This window comes from Methanocorpusculum sp. GPch4, from assembly GCF_012062385.1.
GTDB lineage: Archaea > Halobacteriota > Methanomicrobia > Methanomicrobiales > Methanocorpusculaceae > Methanocorpusculum > Methanocorpusculum parvum.
This window is the reverse complement of sequence record NZ_SIJA01000028.1, coordinates 35,143-51,631: the sequence shown is the minus strand read 5'-3', so window position 1 is coordinate 51,631 and position 16,489 is coordinate 35,143. Positions and strand designations below refer to the sequence as shown.

General features: G+C 55.0%; 17 protein-coding genes. 11 read left to right on the top strand and 6 right to left on the bottom strand.

Annotated features, from left to right (window positions below; all coding sequences use genetic code 11):
• Positions 1-1,002, bottom strand: coding sequence for a phosphate uptake regulator PhoU (locus tag EYA77_RS02265; protein WP_042700578.1), 1,002 nt, complete (start codon positions 1,000-1,002; stop codon positions 1-3).
• A 150-nt stretch (positions 1,003-1,152) separates the two neighbouring features.
• Between EYA77_RS02265 and EYA77_RS02260 the strand changes: the two genes are divergently transcribed.
• From EYA77_RS02260 to EYA77_RS02240, 5 genes are read left to right on the top strand one after another with little or no spacing between them, the layout of a single operon-like run.
• Positions 1,153-1,989, top strand: a complete 837-nt coding sequence (locus tag EYA77_RS02260) for a phosphate ABC transporter substrate-binding protein (RefSeq protein ID WP_167815745.1) — start codon at positions 1,153-1,155, stop codon at positions 1,987-1,989.
• Positions 1,986-3,869, top strand: coding sequence for a phosphate ABC transporter permease PstA (gene pstA, locus EYA77_RS02255; protein WP_167815744.1), 1,884 nt, complete (start codon positions 1,986-1,988; stop codon positions 3,867-3,869). Before EYA77_RS02260 ends, pstA begins: the two co-directional genes overlap by 4 nt.
• A gap of 2 nt (positions 3,870-3,871) precedes the next feature.
• Complete coding sequence (pstB, locus tag EYA77_RS02250; RefSeq protein WP_167815743.1) at positions 3,872-4,621, top strand: phosphate ABC transporter ATP-binding protein PstB; 750 nt, start codon at positions 3,872-3,874, stop codon at positions 4,619-4,621.
• Entirely contained in the window at positions 4,618-5,274 is a 657-nt protein-coding gene (gene phoU / locus EYA77_RS02245) for a phosphate signaling complex protein PhoU (RefSeq protein ID WP_167815742.1), read from the top strand. Before pstB ends, phoU begins: the two co-directional genes overlap by 4 nt.
• Before the next feature lie 50 nt (positions 5,275-5,324).
• Positions 5,325-6,479 (top strand): DUF362 domain-containing protein, encoded by a 1,155-nt coding sequence (locus EYA77_RS02240; RefSeq protein ID WP_167815741.1) that lies wholly within the window; start codon positions 5,325-5,327, stop codon positions 6,477-6,479.
• A 9-nt stretch (positions 6,480-6,488) separates the two neighbouring features.
• Here EYA77_RS02240 and EYA77_RS02235 read toward each other — a convergent pair whose 3' ends face one another.
• The 3 genes from EYA77_RS02235 to EYA77_RS02225 all read right to left on the bottom strand — a co-directional run bounded on the left by EYA77_RS02235 (position 6,489) and on the right by EYA77_RS02225 (position 9,684).
• Positions 6,489-7,412 carry a cation diffusion facilitator family transporter gene (locus EYA77_RS02235; RefSeq protein WP_042700560.1) on the bottom strand — a complete coding sequence of 308 codons (924 nt, stop codon included), beginning with the start codon at positions 7,410-7,412 and terminating at the stop codon, positions 6,489-6,491.
• A 76-nt stretch (positions 7,413-7,488) separates the two neighbouring features.
• Positions 7,489-8,829 carry an NADPH-dependent glutamate synthase gene (gene gltA, locus EYA77_RS02230; protein ID WP_167815740.1) on the bottom strand — a complete coding sequence of 447 codons (1,341 nt, stop codon included), beginning with the start codon at positions 8,827-8,829 and terminating at the stop codon, positions 7,489-7,491.
• Positions 8,830-9,684, bottom strand: coding sequence for a sulfide/dihydroorotate dehydrogenase-like FAD/NAD-binding protein (locus tag EYA77_RS02225; RefSeq protein ID WP_167815739.1), 855 nt, complete (start codon positions 9,682-9,684; stop codon positions 8,830-8,832). It lies immediately after the preceding gene.
• Between the two features lie 109 nt (positions 9,685-9,793).
• On the opposite strand from EYA77_RS02225, the gene EYA77_RS02220 reads away from it, so the two are divergent.
• Genes EYA77_RS02220 through EYA77_RS02205 form a run of 4 tightly spaced genes read left to right on the top strand, consistent with a single transcriptional unit; the run spans position 9,794 to position 12,740 of the window.
• The gene (locus EYA77_RS02220; protein ID WP_042700553.1) at positions 9,794-10,255 is read left to right on the top strand and encodes a Holliday junction DNA helicase; all 462 of its coding nucleotides are present in this window, start codon (positions 9,794-9,796) and stop codon (positions 10,253-10,255) included.
• Between the two features lie 34 nt (positions 10,256-10,289).
• Positions 10,290-11,393 carry a methanogenesis marker 9 domain-containing protein gene (locus EYA77_RS02215; RefSeq protein WP_042700549.1) on the top strand — a complete coding sequence of 368 codons (1,104 nt, stop codon included), beginning with the start codon at positions 10,290-10,292 and terminating at the stop codon, positions 11,391-11,393.
• Positions 11,386-12,192, top strand: a complete 807-nt coding sequence (locus tag EYA77_RS02210; RefSeq protein WP_042700547.1) for a triphosphoribosyl-dephospho-CoA synthase — start codon at positions 11,386-11,388, stop codon at positions 12,190-12,192. The genes EYA77_RS02215 and EYA77_RS02210 overlap by 8 nt, the downstream gene beginning before the upstream one ends.
• Positions 12,180-12,740, top strand: coding sequence for a DUF447 domain-containing protein (locus tag EYA77_RS02205; RefSeq protein ID WP_042700544.1), 561 nt, complete (start codon positions 12,180-12,182; stop codon positions 12,738-12,740). Before EYA77_RS02210 ends, EYA77_RS02205 begins: the two co-directional genes overlap by 13 nt.
• 295 nt (positions 12,741-13,035) lie before the next feature.
• Here EYA77_RS02205 and EYA77_RS02200 read toward each other — a convergent pair whose 3' ends face one another.
• Both EYA77_RS02200 and EYA77_RS02195 read right to left on the bottom strand, forming a co-directional pair.
• Positions 13,036-13,428: a hypothetical protein gene (locus EYA77_RS02200; protein ID WP_095641943.1), complete on the bottom strand. Its 393-nt coding sequence runs from the start codon at positions 13,426-13,428 to the stop codon at positions 13,036-13,038.
• A gap of 209 nt (positions 13,429-13,637) precedes the next feature.
• On the bottom strand, positions 13,638-13,958 hold the full coding sequence (locus EYA77_RS02195; RefSeq protein ID WP_167815738.1) for a nuclear transport factor 2 family protein: 321 nt from the start codon (positions 13,956-13,958) through the stop codon (positions 13,638-13,640).
• A 39-nt stretch (positions 13,959-13,997) separates the two neighbouring features.
• Here EYA77_RS02195 and EYA77_RS02190 point away from each other — a divergent pair, with 39 nt between their 5' ends.
• Together EYA77_RS02190 and EYA77_RS02185 are read left to right on the top strand one after the other, a co-directional pair.
• Positions 13,998-16,028 (top strand): ATP-dependent DNA helicase, encoded by a 2,031-nt coding sequence (locus EYA77_RS02190; protein ID WP_095641944.1) that lies wholly within the window; start codon positions 13,998-14,000, stop codon positions 16,026-16,028.
• Positions 16,009-16,455, top strand: a complete 447-nt coding sequence (locus tag EYA77_RS02185) for a methylated-DNA--[protein]-cysteine S-methyltransferase (RefSeq protein WP_095641945.1) — start codon at positions 16,009-16,011, stop codon at positions 16,453-16,455. Before EYA77_RS02190 ends, EYA77_RS02185 begins: the two co-directional genes overlap by 20 nt.
• Positions 16,456-16,489 lie beyond the last annotated feature (34 nt).

The window sequence follows — 16,489 nt, the reverse complement described above, 5'->3', positions numbered from 1 at the left end:
TTACTGGGACACCATGCGGTTGATCAGGATCTCGGCGATATCTGAGCTGTACTCCGTGATCCGGTGAAGACTCTGCGTTATCTGGGTCACGGCGACCGCCTCGGGGACCCGCATCTTGCGGATCGAATCAGCAAGGCCGTGATACTTCGGTCCCATCTCCTCGACTTCGGTGATGATCTTATTTGCTCCGGGAATACTGCCCGAGTAGATGGCCTGGATGCTTTTATTGAAGATATCGAGTGAAAACTCGCTGAGTTCCGTCAGCTTCACAACCAGCATACGGTCGACCCCTTTGTCGATGAGGATCTCTGCCGCTTCGGCGATCAGGACCGTGTGATCGCCGACACGTTCGATTATCCTTGAGATCTGGTAATAGGTCGCGGCGATCGCGGGAGTGATCCCCATCTTCAGAGAAAGGGACGGATTTTCCACGATCAGGGAAAACTGCCGGTGGACCAGCCAGTGAAGACGGTCGACATCCGTGTCTCTGGCGACGACGTCTTCGGCGAGATCGCGTCTTCCCTGCTCGAGGGCGTTGAGGGCGTCCTCATGCATGCCTTTGACGATCACATACATCCGGCGGATGGTGTTTTCAAACGGCATCTCCGTCGGATTGAGGATATCTTTGAGAACGATACTGTTGTCCGTCTCCTCGGAGACCTCCTGGCCGATCGTCATCTGAGTGAACTTGCGAACGACCATCCGGACTTTAGGCGGGATCCTGCCGGCGGATGTTATCTTTATCGTTGTGTATCCGGCGATGTATGCGCCGATCAGTGAACGCAGAAGCGTTGTCGGGTCGGGATAATCCTTGAGTCCGAACTCTTTTGTCCGGGCAGTGCTGTCATTGTGCAGATTCGGGGTGATCAGGAGCGTCCCGTCGGCCTGGGACACCACGCCGAGGGGGTCGTTTTTCTGAATATTTCTCTCACGTATCCACGCTTTCGGGAGAGACAGCACATACGATGACCCGCCGGTCATCTGAACTTTCCGGATTTCCATTCATTACATATTTACCTGCCCGGTATTTAATCTCTGTGAAAAACTATAGAGATATCATAGTTCGATAGAAATCATGGGGGGATATAGTCACATCATGATTTACTCAATCTATGTCGAATATCACTATATCTGCCAATCTTCAATCCGATTATGGTTATGAAAAGAAAAACCATGAGTATTGTTGGAGCCGCAGCCCTTCTTTTTGCTGTGTTCCTTGTATTTGCTTCCGGCTGTGTGAGCCAGGGAGAAGAACCGGAGACCATCACTATCGCCGGATCCACGACCGTCCTGCCGGTCGCCCAGATCGTTGCCGATGTCTATATGGATGAGCACACGACGGCCGACATCCAGATCAGCGGCGGCGGATCAGGCGTCGGCGTGACCGCTGCAAAGGAAGGAACTGCTGACATCGGCATGCTGTCACGCGATCTGAAGTCCTCGGAAAAAGAGGGAAGCAGCCTGAAAGAGTATGTTATCGGGAGAGACGGTATTGCGGTTATCGCCCACCCGTCAAACACCGTCTCAGACCTGACAGCAGCACAGATCAAAGACATCTATCAGGGGAAGATCACCAACTGGAAAGAGGTCGGCGGCAAGGATCTTTCGATCGTTCTGATCGGCCGCGACAGTGCTTCGGGCACCCGCGAGTTCTTCACCGAGTTCGTGCTGAAAAAGGAGGATGCGGCAAAGACGATGCAGGAGTACAGCTCCAACGGCGCTGTGCAGAAGGCAGTCGCCCAGACCCCGGGCGCGATCGGCTATGTCTCCCTGGAATATGTCGATCAGACGGTAAAAGCCTTCTCGATCTCTGGCGTGCAGGCAACGGTCGATAACGTGATCAACGGCAGTTATACGATTAACCGCCCGCTTCTGATGATCACGAACGGTGAACCGGACGGACTTGCAAAGAAGTTCCTTTCATTCATCCTATCGCCCGAAGGTCAGAAGATCATCGCAGACAACGGATTTGTTCCTGTAACCGTATGACCGCACAGCTGACAACGGGATGGAGAGAGAAAGGTATCCGATCAGTATGGCTGGCAGCCGCTCTGGTCGCCGCCTCTTCGGTGGTGTTCATTCTCGGATACCTTATCCTGACCTCACTCCCGATTTTTTTTGAAACAGGTTTTGCCGGATTTTTCTTCAGCACCAACTGGAACCCGACCGGGAGCACTCCTTCGTTTGGGATCGCCGCTCTTCTGATCGACACCCTGCTTGTCACCTTTGGCGCGATGCTTTTTGCCGTCCCGCTTGGTCTGACGGCGGCGGTGTTTCTTGCTTATCTGGCGCCGCAAAAACTCCGCGATATCGTCAAGCCGGCAATAGAACTGCTTGCCGGGATCCCGTCTGTGGTGTACGGATTTTTCGGGATGATCGTTCTGTGCAGTTTTCTTCAGCAGACCCTGGATATGCCGAGCGGTTTTTCCTGGCTGGCCGCCTCGATCCTTCTCGGCATCATGGCGCTTCCGACGATCGTTTCGGTCTCGGAGGATGCTCTATTTGCGGTCCCGAAGGATTATAACGAGGCGTCCTTAGGTCTCGGGGCGACCCGGTGGCAGACCATCTCCCGCGTGCTTGTTCCGGCGGCGGCGTCCGGCATATCGGCGGCGGTGATCCTCGGTATGGGCCGGGCGATCGGCGAAACGATGGCCGTGATGATGGTCGCAGGAAATGCGGCGGTTATCCCGTCCCCGATCTGGGACGTGCTCTCCCCGGTCCGAACGCTGACCGCGACCCTTGGTATAGAACTCGCTGAGGTCGCGTCCGGGTCGATGCATTATTATGCCCTCTTCGGGGTCGCCGCGGTCCTGCTCGCGATCACGCTCGGGGTGAACCTGATATCGGTCTGGATCACAAAACGGATCAAAACCGGCAGACCGCTGGTTTCGATGCCGGCAGCGGCCCGGCGGATCCTGATAATATGCGGCATGCTGATCGCCTTCACGGCCGGCATCGTGATCTTCGGGATCGGCCCGACTCTTCTCGCGGCCGCGCTGCTCGCCGGCTATTTCCTTCTGCGGGACCGCGCGTCCCATAAAGTTGCGGAACGTGCGGCGTTTGGCGTGATCTATGCAGGAACGGCGCTTGTTGTCGCCACGCTGATCATTATTCTCGCCGACATCTTCATACACGGCCTTCCGGCGATATCATGGGAGTTTCTGACAACTGCCCCCCGGGATCTCGGCCGCGAGGGCGGGATCTTCCCGGCGATCGTCGGGACCCTTCAGCTTGTCGGCGGCGCGATCCTTCTCGCCCTGCCGGTGGGGATAGGGGCCGCGGTCTATCTGAACGAGTATTCGGCTGATACGTTCCTGACCCGGCTTTTGCGGACAGGAAATGATCTGCTCGCCGGCACGCCTTCGATCGTGTTCGGCGTCTTCGGGTTTGCCTTCCTCGTGATCTTCCTTGGATGGGGGGTCTGTCTCCTTGCCGGTATGATCTGTCTTGCCCTGATGATTCTGCCGACGATCATCAAAACGACCGAAGAAGCGCTCAGGTCCGTTTCCCCCTCGCTTCGTGAGGCATCGTTCGGTCTTGGGGCGACCAGGTGGCAGACGATAAAAAACGTCGTCCTTCCTTCCGCTGCGCCCGGTATTCTGACCGGCACGATCCTTTCGATCGGGAGGGCCGCCGGAGAGACCGCCCCGATCATGTTCACCGCGGTGGTCTTCTCCAAACGGTTCATCAGCCCGGACCTCTTTGAGCCGGTGATGTCGCTTCCTTTCCATCTGTATGTTCTCTCGACCAGCGTGCCGGGAGCACAGACCCAGCAGTATGGAACGGCGGTCGTTCTCATCTGCCTGGTCCTGCTGATCTATCTCGGCGCGATCCTTCTGCGCACGCACTTTCGAAATAAACTGACCTGACCATGACACCTATCTTATCAACCAGAAACCTGAACCTCTCCTACGGAGCGAAACAGGTCCTCTACGACATCGATCTGCCGTTCGAGGAAAAATCCGTTACCGCGCTGATCGGCCCGTCCGGGTGCGGAAAGTCGACCCTTCTCCGGTGTATGAACCGGATGAACGATCTGATCGCCGACTGCAAAGTGACAGGCGAGATACTCTACCGCGGCGAGGAGATCATGAACAGCGATCCGGTCCTTCTGCGCCGGAAGATCGGCATGGTCTTCCAGCGGCCGAACCCGTTTCCAAAATCCATCTACGACAACATCGCCTACGGTCCGCGTGCTCACGGAACGAAGGATGCAAAAACCCTCGACAATATCGTCGAGAACAGTCTCAAAGGAGCGGTCCTTTGGGATGAGGTGAAGGACCGTCTGCACGAATCGGCTCTCGGCCTCTCCGGCGGTCAGCAGCAGAGACTCTGCATCGCCCGGACGCTGGCCGTGAATCCTGACGTGATCCTGATGGATGAGCCGTGTTCGGCTCTCGATCCGATCGCCACCTCCAAGATCGAGAATCTGATCATGGACCTCAAAAAGAAGTACACGGTGATAATTGTGACCCACAACATGCAGCAGGCTGCCCGGATCAGCGATACGACCGGGTTCATGTACCTTGGAAAACTGATCGAGACCGGAACGACCGGAACGATCTTTTCCAATCCGAAAGAGGAACTGACCGAACGCTACATCACCGGGAGGTTTGGATGAACGACTACTTCCACCTCGAACTCGATGCCTACAAAAACGAGGTGAACTGGTATGGGCGTTTTTCGCTTGCATTGCTGAAAAATTCGCTTATGGCGTTTGAGTCGACGGATCTGATGATCGCCGCGGATATCATCCGGCAAAAGGAGTATGTGAATAATCAGTATGAGATCCTGAATGAACGGGGCATCCTTTTGATAGCGCTGAACCAGCCGATGGCAAAGGATCTGCGTTTGATCTCAAGCTGCATGGACATCGTGACCTCTTCTGAGCGGATCGGCCGCTATGCAAAGGACATCACCGAACTTGTCGTTGCGAGCCGGCCGGCAGATATCCCGCCAGCCCTTCACAGAGAAGGCGAAGCCGCGGTCTCGATTTTGAATACGGTGTATACTGCGTTCGAGTCGGGGGATGTTTCACTTCTTCACGGATGTGTGAAGATCGAGGAGGAGATCGATACGCTGTATGCCTCTCTCTATAAAGAGATCGTCGCGGCGATGGAATCTGGCCGGATGACGATCCCGTTTGGGAGCGCCTGCCATATGGTGAACCGGTATCTGGAACGCTGCGGGGATCATGCCTGCAGGATGGCGGAGAAGGTGTATTATCTGCAGACCGGAAAAAGGGTGCCTCTCGAAGAGATCAGTGAGCTTTGACCTCATTGAATACTCTTTTCCCGGCTGCCGTGTAATAGAGTTGATAAGCCATGAACCAGATAACCGGATCTGCACAATGCAGTTCATATGACCGGGAAGAGGTATGCCGGGCAGTGGAAAGGGCAGTTGAAGCAGCCGGCGGACTCCCGGACCTTGCAGGAAAAAAGGTCCTGCTCAAACCTAATCTCCTCTCGGATGCGGGATACGAAAAAGCGGTGAGTACGCATCCTGAGGTCGTCTTTGCGGTCGGAAAACTGATCATCGACGCGGGCGGCATCCTTATGATCGCGGACAGTCCCGGGGCAGGAATATTATATACGCCCCGCGTGATGAAACGCGTGTATCAGAAATGCGGGATCACGCAGGTGGCCGGCGATCTCGGGGTCGTGATGGACCCAGAGACCGGATCAAAGGATCGTTCCTATCCGGAAGGGAAGGTGATGAAGCATTTCACGGTCATCGATCCTGCGTGCGAGGCGGATGTCATAATCTCGGTCTGCAAACTGAAGACCCATATCTTCACCAGATTTTCCGGTGCGGTCAAGAATACCTTCGGGGTGGTGCCGGGTCTCGACAAACCGGTGTTCCATTCCCGGTTTCCCGATCCTGCGGATTTTTCCGAGATGCTGGTGGACTTAAACGAACTGATCAAACCTGATTTTGTTGTGATGGACGCGGTTTTCGGGATGGAAGGGAATGGGCCGATGGGCGGCGAGCCAAGGGGGGTCGGCTATATTCTTGCTTCAAAGTCGGTGTATGCTCTTGATGTCACCGCTCAGAAATTGATCTCTATGGATCCTCTGCGGATCCAGACGACCGCCGCGGCCGCCGCCCGCGGTCTTGTGGATCCGGCCCGCGTCGTAACGGCCGGGGACCTGGTGATTCCCCTGACCGATTTTGTTTTGCCGTCGACGTACACCGCTCCTTCCAGGAACACCTGGTTTAGAAGAAACGTTCTGCGCCGGTTCCAGACGATGGGGAAGTATTATGCTCCGGCGCCTGTTGTAAAAAAGGATATATGCGTCGGCTGCGGCCAGTGCGTGAGGATCTGTCCGGTCGGGGCGGCAGTGATGAAAGACCGGAAAGCGGGCTTCGATCATAGTAAATGCATACGGTGTTACTGCTGCCATGAGATGTGCCAGTATCACGCGATCGAGATGAAAAGAAGTGCGGCAGGAAGATTCCTGCATATGTTTCTGCGGTGAACCGGGGTCTCACGTTTTTCTGCGGCAGAAGAACGTGCATGTCTCCTGATTACACCGGCCGTCGCAGGGGTCAAGGTGCACGATCACGGTGATCCGGGGTATCTCTGCTTTGAGTTCATCCTCGACCTCCTGTAAAACTTTGTGGGCTTGTGAAAGCGGGGTCGCATGCGGCATCATGAGATGGAACTCGATAAATTTGTCGGGTCCGGCCTTTCGTGTTTTGAGACTGTGATAATTGGTATAGGCGTTCTGATGCCTGCAGATGATCTCACAGATTTTTTCCATCTCTTTTTCATCCAGGCTTTCATCCATCAGATCACCAAACGACCGTCTGATGAGGGAGGCCGCCTCCCGCAGGATCAGGAGGGCGACAATGATGGCGATGACCGAGTCAAGGAAGGTGAGTCCGGTTATTTGTATCAGGATAAGTCCGGCAAGGACCCCGGCCGAGGTGAACACATCGGTCCGCAGATGCCAGGCATCGCTTTCAAGCGCGATGGAATCCGTCTCTTTGGCGACTTTCATGAGTTTTTGCGACACGAAGAGGTTCATGCAGGCGGAGATCCCCATCACGATCATACCGATGAAGAGCAGGTCCGCAGACAAGGTATCCCCTCCGTGGATCAGTTTGTTCACCGCTTCCCAGATGATGATCCCGGCGGCAAGGACGATGAGCAGTGCTTCGATGAGGCCGGATGCGTCTTCATATTTTCCGTGACCGAACGCGTGATCGGTGTCCGGAGGCATTGCGGATCTTCTGACAGAGAAGTAGGCGATAAAGGAGGCGGCCAGGTCCATCCCCGAATGGATGGCCTCGGAGATTATACTGACCGAGCCGATACTAAGGCCGGTGATCAGCTTCGCTATCGTGAGAAAGGCGTTTGAGAATATCGAAAGGCGCGCAACGTTTTGTTTGGCGGTATTTTCTGACAAGACTGCAGTATTACTGTTGAACTGAAGTACCCAAAAGGTATTCGCCTGCCATGCCCAGAAAAAAGGAGTATTTTGGTTATTTTTTCAGCATATGGTCTATCGCGACCGCGGCTTCTTTCGCGGTTCCCATCGCGAGAATCACGGTGGCAGCCCCTGTTGCGACATCGCCGCCGGCATAGACCTTTGGAATACTCGTTTCCCCAAGACAGTTCACGGCGACACTGCCGTTTCTGTTTCTGGTAAGTTCGGGCAGCATCCGGAGGAGAAGCGGGTTTGGTCCCTGACCGATCGCCTCGATCACGACATCCGCTTCGACCGCAAACTCGCTTCCTTCGATCGGGTAGAAGGAACACCGTCCGTCGTCTCCGGCCGTGCCGAGTTCCATTTTGACGGCCTGAACACCGCAGACGGTGTTGTTCCCGCCAAGGATCGCGATCGGATTGGTGGCCGTCATGAAGATGATGCCCTCCTCTTTTGCATGCCGGACCTCATCGAGTCGTGCCGGCATATCGGCTTCGCCTCTGCGGTACATGAGCGTTACTTCAGCGCCCATCCGCCGGGCGACCCGCGCCGCATCCATCGCCACGTTTCCGCCGCCGACGACCACGACCTTTTTGCCGACCTTTACCGGCGTATCGTTTTCAGGGAACTTGTTGGCTCCCATCAGATTCACGCGGGTCAGGAACTCGTTTGCCGAGTAGACGCCCGGAAGATTCTCTCCGGGGATGCCCATAAAGTACGGGAGACCGGCCCCGGTCCCGAGGAACACGGCATCATAGGACAAAAGCTCGTCGACCGAGACGGAACGTCCCACGATATGGTTCGTTTTGATCACGACGCCGAGGCGTTTCACCTGATCGATCTCATACTGGACGATGTCTTTAGGCATACGGAATGCCGGGATACCGTACATCAGCACGCCTCCCGCCTCATGCAGGGACTCAAAGACCGTGACCGAATGACCGCGGCGTGCAAGCTCGGCGGCGCAGGCAAGACCCGCTGGTCCCGATCCGACGACCGCGACTTTTTTGCCGGTGGCAGGCGCACACTTCGGGCACTTCGCTCCCTTCTTTCGCTCGAAGTCGGCGACGAACCGCTCGAGCTGGCCAATCGAGATCGGCAGATCCTTCTTGCCGAGGATACACTCGCCCTGACACTGGGTCTCCTGCGGGCAGACGCGTCCGCAGACGGCCGGGAGCATATTGTCTTTCTTTATGATATCCGCTGCGTCCTGGAATTTTTCATCAGCGATCGCCTGGATGAATGCCGGGATATCGATCCCGACCGGACATCCGCTGATGCATCTGGGTTTTTTACACTGGATACACCGTTTTGCCTCGGCAATGACCTCTTCTCTGGACAGTCCGAGATCCACTTCATTGAAGTCGGTGATCCTGAGGTTTGGATTTCGGTCCATTTACTCCACCTTCCTGCAGCGGCAGACGTGATGTTCCTCATGATACTCCATCGACTGCTTCTCCTCTGAGAGGTACATCCTCTGTCTGGTCATCAGATCGTTCCAGTCGACTTCGTGCGCATCGAACTCGGGTCCGTCAACGCAGGCGAATTTCATCTCGCCGCCGACCGTGACCCTGCAGCTCCCGCACATTCCTGTCCCGTCCACCATCACCGGGTTTAAGGAGACATAGGTCCTGATGCCGAAAGGACGGGTCACTTCGCTTGTGACCTTCATCATCATGCCGGGACCGATGATCCAGACCTTGTCGATCTTTCTTCCGGATTCGCACAACTCCTTTAAGGGTCCGCTCGCAAATCCTTTGATCCCGTACGAGCCGTCATCCGTCGTTACATAGAGTTCATTGCAGATCGCCCGCATGTCATCCTCGAAGATGAGAAGATCGCGGTTTCTCGCACCGATTATGCCGATGACATAGTTTCCTGCATCTTTTGCCGCCTGCGCAAGGATCGGGGTGCATGCGACACCGACCCCTCCGCCGACGATGACCACGGTCTCGGGTCCTTCGGCGATATCGCTCGGCATCCCAAGGGGGCCGGCAACATCGCGAAGTTCATCGCCCGTTTTCAGGGTTGCAAGCAGTTTCGTCGTCGTTCCGACAGCCATGAAAGCGATCCTGATATTGTCTCCGTTTGTTCCGGAGATCGTCAAAGGAACCCGTTCCCCGGCTCCATCGGCGTGGATGATACAGAACTGGCCGGCCTTTGCATGGCGTGCGACCTGAGGTGCATGGATCCACATCTCGAATACGGCCTCAGATAAGGCTCGTGCCTGAACAATCGTGTAATTTCCCATAATATGTTCCTTTGAGATATGTGATTGTACATTTGCTCTGACAGACATTAATAATGACGTTTATCCGGTCGCCAGATTCATCACTCTTGAGTACAAAATCATACATCAGATGAGTAACGACTTTGAGCGGGAGATGGTCGTCTGCATGAACCGGTTCTTCACCGAAAACAAAAAGAAGGGGTTTGCCTACCGGCTCAAACAGTCTCACTTCAACACCCAGTATGTGGATATCATCGTCGATTCGCTGGATCCTGTGTATTATCTTGCGATCGAGTGCAAATCCCTGAACGGAAAACGGCTCTACTTCACCAGCAATTTTCACAAAGATAAGGACGGCGTGCATCAGGTCGACAACATCTCCGGATTCGTGAAGTACACCGGCAGGCGCGGGTTTTTAGCCGTCGAGTTCCGGGGTCAGGGTTCAAAGAACGAGGCATATCTTATGCCTTGGACGACGGTGCTCGAGTTTTTCGAGACATCCGCCGGGATATCGATCGAAGATTTTCGAAGATGCATCCCGCTTGAACGCGTGTCGGGAGGCTACCGTTTGCCCTGCCTCAATCCATTATAGTAATTAGGAGTGAAAACCATATAATATAGAATTCATGACGGCAGCATCAAGATTCATATCAATAAACGGCAGACCTGTCAAAACCCCGATCGTACTCGCGTCTATGGCAGGGATAACCGACTCAGAGTATGTGCTTGCCCGCAGTAAACATGCCGGTGTCGCCTTTATCGGCGGATACAATACAGATGAACCCAGCAGAAATGCATCGGCTGAAATGGAGGCGGCAGGCCGGACGGAGTTCGATGCCGGTTTCGATGAAATAGCGACCGAGATCGATATTTTAGACGGGGCGGATATCATTCTCGGTCTCAACCTGAGGGGGGCGACGCCGGAAGCATTCGTTGCCGCGGCGAAACGGTTCGGCTCTTCGGTCATATACGAGATCGATGCCCACTGCCGTCAGCAGCCGATGATCGATGCGGGATGCGGGGAGTATCTTCTTCACAATCCTGAAAAGCTGTGTGCGATCGTTTCAGCCCTTGCCGCCGAGGGGGTGACCGTTTCGGTGAAGACCCGGGCGGGTGTCGCGGATGACCGAGAACTTGCAAAAAAGCTCTGGAAAGCCGGCGCAACGATCCTGCATGTCGATCTGATGGATACGGGACACACCAAGATCCGGCAGATTCGAAACAGCTGTCCTTTGATCCTCATCGCAAACAACAGTGTCACGAGTCCTGATAAGATGATGGACTACTTCGCTCACGGTGCGGATCTCGTGTCGGTCGCCCGAAGCGCGAGCGTCAGTGTCCTGCAGACCCTGGATAGATATATCCGGGCAGTCGCTGAAGAGATCGGCTGGTATAATGCGCCAAAACAGCTATGCCGGGGCGGCGATCTCCGCTCTCTTGCATTCTGCTGCATGCCGGTGAAACAGTGTCCTCTCCTGCCTTCCCTCGAGTCGCTAGGGATGAGCCGTGAGGGGTATCTGAATCTGAAAAAGGAGCTGACGGCCGGGACCCCTCTTTCGCAAGGAAGCCATACCTGTTTTGGCAGTCTTGCCTACTGCTGCAAATCCTCGACGCCCTGTATGTTCCGGGATATGACGCTGAAGTCGATCGATCTCCCGATGAATGAGTATATGGCTCTGAAACGCACGCTTTCAGAGAAGATCGTGAAGAAGATCTTTGAAGATGTCTAAGCTTTCTCTGGCTGAAACTGCTGAGCTTTCGATGCTCCTTGAGGTGAGCGCCAGTATCAAACCGGGAAATATCGACCGGTTCCATGATTATGAGGACACGAAGTTCCGGCATTTTCTGGCATCCGCAGTGCTCGCCCGCGGTGTTTTTGAACGAGTTCCGCAGATGACGCTTGGCGAGGCGATGTATGCGGCAGTCGTTCACACGAACGGTCATGCGGGAGGGAACACCCATTTTGGGGCGTTCATTCTTCTTCTTCCGCTGATCAAAGGCAATGGTATCGCCGGGGCGTGTGAGGCCGTGAAACAGACAACGGTCGAAGACGCCGTGCTTTTTTATCAGGCTTTCGGCAGGACCCAGGTCCGGATGAACAAGGAGGATGAAATGGATGTGAATGATCCCGCGTCTATCGCTATGCTTCGGGAGAAACAGATGACGATGTATGATGTGATGGCGTATTCGAGCGGGACCGATATGGTGGCCCGCGAATGGACGAACGGGTTTTCACTGACCCGGAAAGCCGCTGATATCCTAAAGGAAAAGGACGGGGCCGATTCGATCCAGGATATGTTTCTGCGTCTGATGGCCGCACATCCCGATACGTTCATCGCGAAGAAGTTCGGGTATGCGAGGGCCGTTTCAGTGATGGAACGGGCACAGACGGTTCGTGCCGGCGGACTTTCGCTGAGCAGTTTCGATGAGGAGTGCATAAGGGGAGGTGTGAATCCGGGATCCCTTGCGGATATCTGTATTGCCGGGATCTTCACCGCGCTTCTGGAGGGGTGGCAATGGGACTGTTAGGCGAAGGGATCACTGAGGTGATCGCGGTCACGAAAGATAATGCGGCGCCGATCGGGATCATCGTCAGAGCAGGTCAGTATCCGAAGATGATCCTGTATAAGGGGTCAAAGACCGCGGAGAACGTGGCGAAGTACGGCTGGGTGACCGCAAACTTTGTGAGCGACTCCTATCTGTATCCGCTGTATGCATTTTCCGATGTGGCAAAACCGGATCTCCGGAAGGTGTTTGTCGGCGGAACGGTGATGCAGCTTCTCTGTGATGCGGATGCCTGGATGGCATTTACCGCCGAGGTGGTGAATGAGACGAAGGAGGCATTGTTTGTCGAACTTGAACCGGTGGGGTCAGAGTACTGCCGTGATCAGCTCCGGCCGGTGAACAGGGGGTTCAATTCAGTGATCGATGCAACGGTCCATGCCACAAGGTATGTGATGGATCATGATCCAAAACTGCGTGAACTGATTGAGTATCATCTGGGGATCGTGCGGAAATGCGGGGGAGCAAGGGACCAGGAAGCGGCGGCGCTGATCAGGGATGTATGCGGGCTGTAGGGATAGCGGGGACCTTTAGGTCCCTCAGCTGAGGCGGGGTGAACCGCAAGGTTCGGCCTTAGCGGAGCAAGTTTTCGAAGGAAACTTGCGACTAAACCGAAGGTTTGCGATTGCGGGTATCACACGAGCTTCACGAAAAAAAGGGGGCGAAAGGATTTGTCGGCTGAAAGTGAGATTTTGGAAGGATTTTGCTGGGTGCGGAAGCATGAGAAAGCCAACCGCGAATAAACCCACACTAACTCCGTACACGAAATCGAAGTGCCTATCATAAGTACCTCAGTTTTTTCATTTGAGATCATGCCGCCGTCTTCACTGCATGCGAAAGACGGATCCCGGCAACGCCCAAAACGATCACCAGCACATCATACAAGATAAGCATCCCAAGTACAAGATACCAGATAAAACCTTCCGCAGGAATGGCGCCGGAAGCAAGCCCGCTCAGAACCGCGGTCAGCTGACTTGCAAAAAGAAGCACGAAAGCTGCGCCTCCAAGCGCCGCCACCAGGATCCTCATCCTCTGCGTGACCAATGACCCGATAAGGAGCAGGATCCATCCTGCCAGAACAAGGAAAAACAGCTCGGCCGGCATAAAATAATCCATCAGCAGCCTCCCGGCTGATAATGTTCCGATAAAAGCGGTCACGATCATCAGACCGATCGGGATCCACAGTAAAACCGTACCGGTCACTGCACATATCAATCCGGCTCTCTGACGGCCCGTCCCCCAGTTGCTAATCAAAGATTTGCTCGCAAGTCTGACGACTTGCTCGGCTGAGGGCGAGCCTGTCGCCTCACCCCGCCTCCGCTGAGGTCGGTCGCGTTTCGCGTCCAACCCGCTTTCTCTCATGATCCAGCATAGCGCGATATCAATATTAATAGTATGGATTGAGGACTTTTTCACGCGATATGCAGAAGAACAAGCTCCCAGGCATGTCCCGTTCCCCGCAGGACCGCCGAGAACCGGCCGGGTTTTCCGTCAGAAGTACACTCGCCCGACACCCAGGCGATCACGCCCTCCCCCTTCACCTCAGACCGTTCGAACACAAGAGGCTTAAGAGAAAACTGCTCGCGTCCGCGTTGTTCGATACCCGGTGCAAACAGGACCGCATCCGGCGCGATGATCTTTTCCGACCCGGCAAAACTCCCCTGCCGGGAACACGTCTCCACCTTTTTGAGAAGCGTAAGTATCTGATCTTTGGTCTGGGTCGAAAGAGGCATACTTAATAGATATGGGTCCAGACAAATAATACATTACTCATGGCAGACACCGCTGATTTTTTTCCCTACCAGACCTACCGGAAAAACCAAAAGGAAATGCTCGAAGAGGTTGAAAAAACCGCCGAACAAAACGGCGTCCTCTTAGTCGACGCACCGACCGGTAGCGGAAAATCCAGCGTCATTGCAAGCCTTCTCGCGAAAGCCAACGGACGAAAGATCCTCATCGCCGTCCGGACTATCTCGCAGCTCCAGATCTTTATCCGTGAACTCGATCTCATCAGACAAAAAAAGCAGCCGACCCTGAAATTCGTCTACCTGATCGGCAAAGGAAACATGTGTCCCCTCGGGGGATTCGGCGATGTCTACCGGAGATGCGAAGGAGTCAAAGCATTCACCTCATCTCTTATGCAGCAGAGGGCCGACCGCGGCTCCTTCGACCCCGCGACCGACAAAGTGATCCTCGACCAGATCAGAAAACAGGACCGGGAACACCCCCTTATCTGCCCCTACTTCGTCAACAGCCGGGTCTTCATCCAAAGCGAAGAAGGCGGCCGCCGGATGATCCCCTCGCCCGAACTCAGGCGGAAATCCGAGATCGCCCAGAAGCAGATCGTCCGCCCGAATGAACTTCTGAGTTTTGCCGGAAAGGTCTGCCCTTACGACCTCATGCTCTCAGCGGCCAAAGGGGCCGATGTTATCATCTGCAACTACTATCACCTCTTCAACGATGATATCAGGGAACAGCTCTACGTCAATCTCCAGTGCGAGGAGCACAACGTCATGCTCCTCTTAGATGAAGCCCACAACTTAGGCGACGTCATCCAGACGATCCAGAGCATCAGGATAAGGGACACCGACATCGAAGCCGCGGCAAACGAGATCGCTTCGCTTCGGGACAAGGTCCGCGGCTCCGAGGCGATCCGCCATATCCTCCCCAGGATCGCCGAATTCATCGACGGACTTCAGCGATCGAACGAGGCCGAAGACTGGTTCGACCCCCAGATCTTCAACCGGTTCATCATCAAAGGTTCCCTTTACGAAAAACCCGAGGCGATGCTGGAAGACATCATTTCCATCAAAGAGGCCATGCGCGAACGCGGCATCGAGCGGGGCGACTACCGCGAGTCGGCGATCGAAAAACTCTGCGAGTTTCTGATCCGGCTCTACCGCTCCTCGACCGACCCGGCATTTCTGACTGTCTACACCAAAGACACCGAGGTCATCACGCTCGAAGTCCGAAACATCGACCCTGCCGACAGACTTCAGGAGCTCGTCTCCAAACATGCAGCGACCGTTTTGATCAGCGGAACGCTCTCCCCGGTCGGTTCATACAAAAAATATTACTTCGGCAGTATGCCGGTGAAGACCCTGTCGCTTGCAAACTCTTTTCCCAAAGAAAACAGGATGGTTCTTGGGACAAGGGACATCACGACTGCATTTTCCAAACGGCAGAACGCTGAAAACACGCAGGCTATTCAGGAATACATCCTTGCCTTTGCCAAACTTCCGGGAAACATCGCGATATACTTCCCCTCCTATCAGCTCCAGAGCAGATTCGCCGAAGCATGCATAAGCAGGATCCGAAATAAACAGGTGTTCATCGAGCCGCGTGAGTCGGATGAGGCGAACGAAGCGCTCAAAGAGTTCATCTCCCTGCCGGGAAAACACAAATCCGGTGTACTTTTCGCCGTCTGCGGCGGAAAATGGAGCGAAGGACTGGATTACCGGGGAGATCAACTGACCGCGGCAATGGTCATCGGGCTCCCGCTCGCTCCGTTCACGCCGGTCAGGCGGATGGTCAACAGTTATTACCGGCGCAAGTTCGGAGCGGAAGGCGAGTTCATCGCCTACACGCTTCCCGCGATCAACAAATCGATGCAGGCTCTCGGGCGGGTGCTTCGAACCGAGACCGACCGGGGCGTTCTGATCCTCGGGGACCAGAGATTCCTGGAAGGCGAGATCTTCGGCGGTCTTTCTCCCTGGATGCAGGCCGAACTGAAAGAGTGTGATGTGGATACGGTGAAAACAACGTTGGCACAATGGGGGCGTGATGCGTCAGGGCGGCTGTAGTTTCGGGCTCTGGAAGGTCGCGGTCGATTATGACGGTCAGGCGGTCCACCGGGTCAGATTCGTCCGCACAGCGCCGGAGGGTCAAGTCCCGGTCCAGTTCACCATGTTCCTTGCAGGAAAAGGGACCGGTTTTTCCCCGCTGATCTCATCCGCGGTGTCAGGCGACAGCGTTTATGCGAAGATCTACCGTGCCGTATCAGAGATCCCCTACGGTGAAACACGAAGTTACGGCGAGATCGCCAAAGCGGTCGGGACGCATCCCCGTGTTGTTGGAAACGCTATGGCGCGAAATCCTACGCCGCTGATCGTGCCGTGTCATCGTGTCATCGCAGCCGACGGAAGTCCCGGCGGATTCTCCCCTGATCCGGAGATCAAAATATCCCTCTTACAGCTCGAAAAAAACATGCTGAAGCGGGGTTTTTCATAAGATTTTTTGCTCCTCTGCCGGCTTAAAATAGATG

Bases quoted from the DNA above. Each gene is read 5' to 3' on its own strand.
- EYA77_RS02220 (WP_042700553.1), top strand. From the start codon at position 9,794: ATGAGTAACGACTTTGAGCGGGAGATGGTCGTCTGCATGAACCGGTTC.
- EYA77_RS02210 (WP_042700547.1), top strand. From the start codon at position 11,386: ATGTCTAAGCTTTCTCTGGCTGAAACTGCTGAGCTTTCGATGCTCCTT.
- EYA77_RS02240 (WP_167815741.1), top strand. From the start codon at position 5,325: ATGAACCAGATAACCGGATCTGCACAATGCAGTTCATATGACCGGGAA.
- gltA (WP_167815740.1), bottom strand. From the start codon at position 8,829: ATGGACCGAAATCCAAACCTCAGGATCACCGACTTCAATGAAGTGGAT.
- EYA77_RS02260 (WP_167815745.1), top strand. From the start codon at position 1,153: ATGGTTATGAAAAGAAAAACCATGAGTATTGTTGGAGCCGCAGCCCTT.
- EYA77_RS02195 (WP_167815738.1), bottom strand. From the start codon at position 13,958: ATGCCTCTTTCGACCCAGACCAAAGATCAGATACTTACGCTTCTCAAA.
- pstB (WP_167815743.1), top strand. From the start codon at position 3,872: ATGACACCTATCTTATCAACCAGAAACCTGAACCTCTCCTACGGAGCG.
- EYA77_RS02205 (WP_042700544.1), top strand. From the start codon at position 12,180: ATGGGACTGTTAGGCGAAGGGATCACTGAGGTGATCGCGGTCACGAAA.
- EYA77_RS02185 (WP_095641945.1), top strand. From the start codon at position 16,009: ATGCGTCAGGGCGGCTGTAGTTTCGGGCTCTGGAAGGTCGCGGTCGAT.
- EYA77_RS02215 (WP_042700549.1), top strand. From the start codon at position 10,290: ATGACGGCAGCATCAAGATTCATATCAATAAACGGCAGACCTGTCAAA.
- phoU (WP_167815742.1), top strand. From the start codon at position 4,618: ATGAACGACTACTTCCACCTCGAACTCGATGCCTACAAAAACGAGGTG.
- pstA (WP_167815744.1), top strand. From the start codon at position 1,986: ATGACCGCACAGCTGACAACGGGATGGAGAGAGAAAGGTATCCGATCA.
- EYA77_RS02190 (WP_095641944.1), top strand. From the start codon at position 13,998: ATGGCAGACACCGCTGATTTTTTTCCCTACCAGACCTACCGGAAAAAC.
- EYA77_RS02265 (WP_042700578.1), bottom strand. From the start codon at position 1,002: ATGGAAATCCGGAAAGTTCAGATGACCGGCGGGTCATCGTATGTGCTG.
- EYA77_RS02225 (WP_167815739.1), bottom strand. From the start codon at position 9,684: ATGGGAAATTACACGATTGTTCAGGCACGAGCCTTATCTGAGGCCGTA.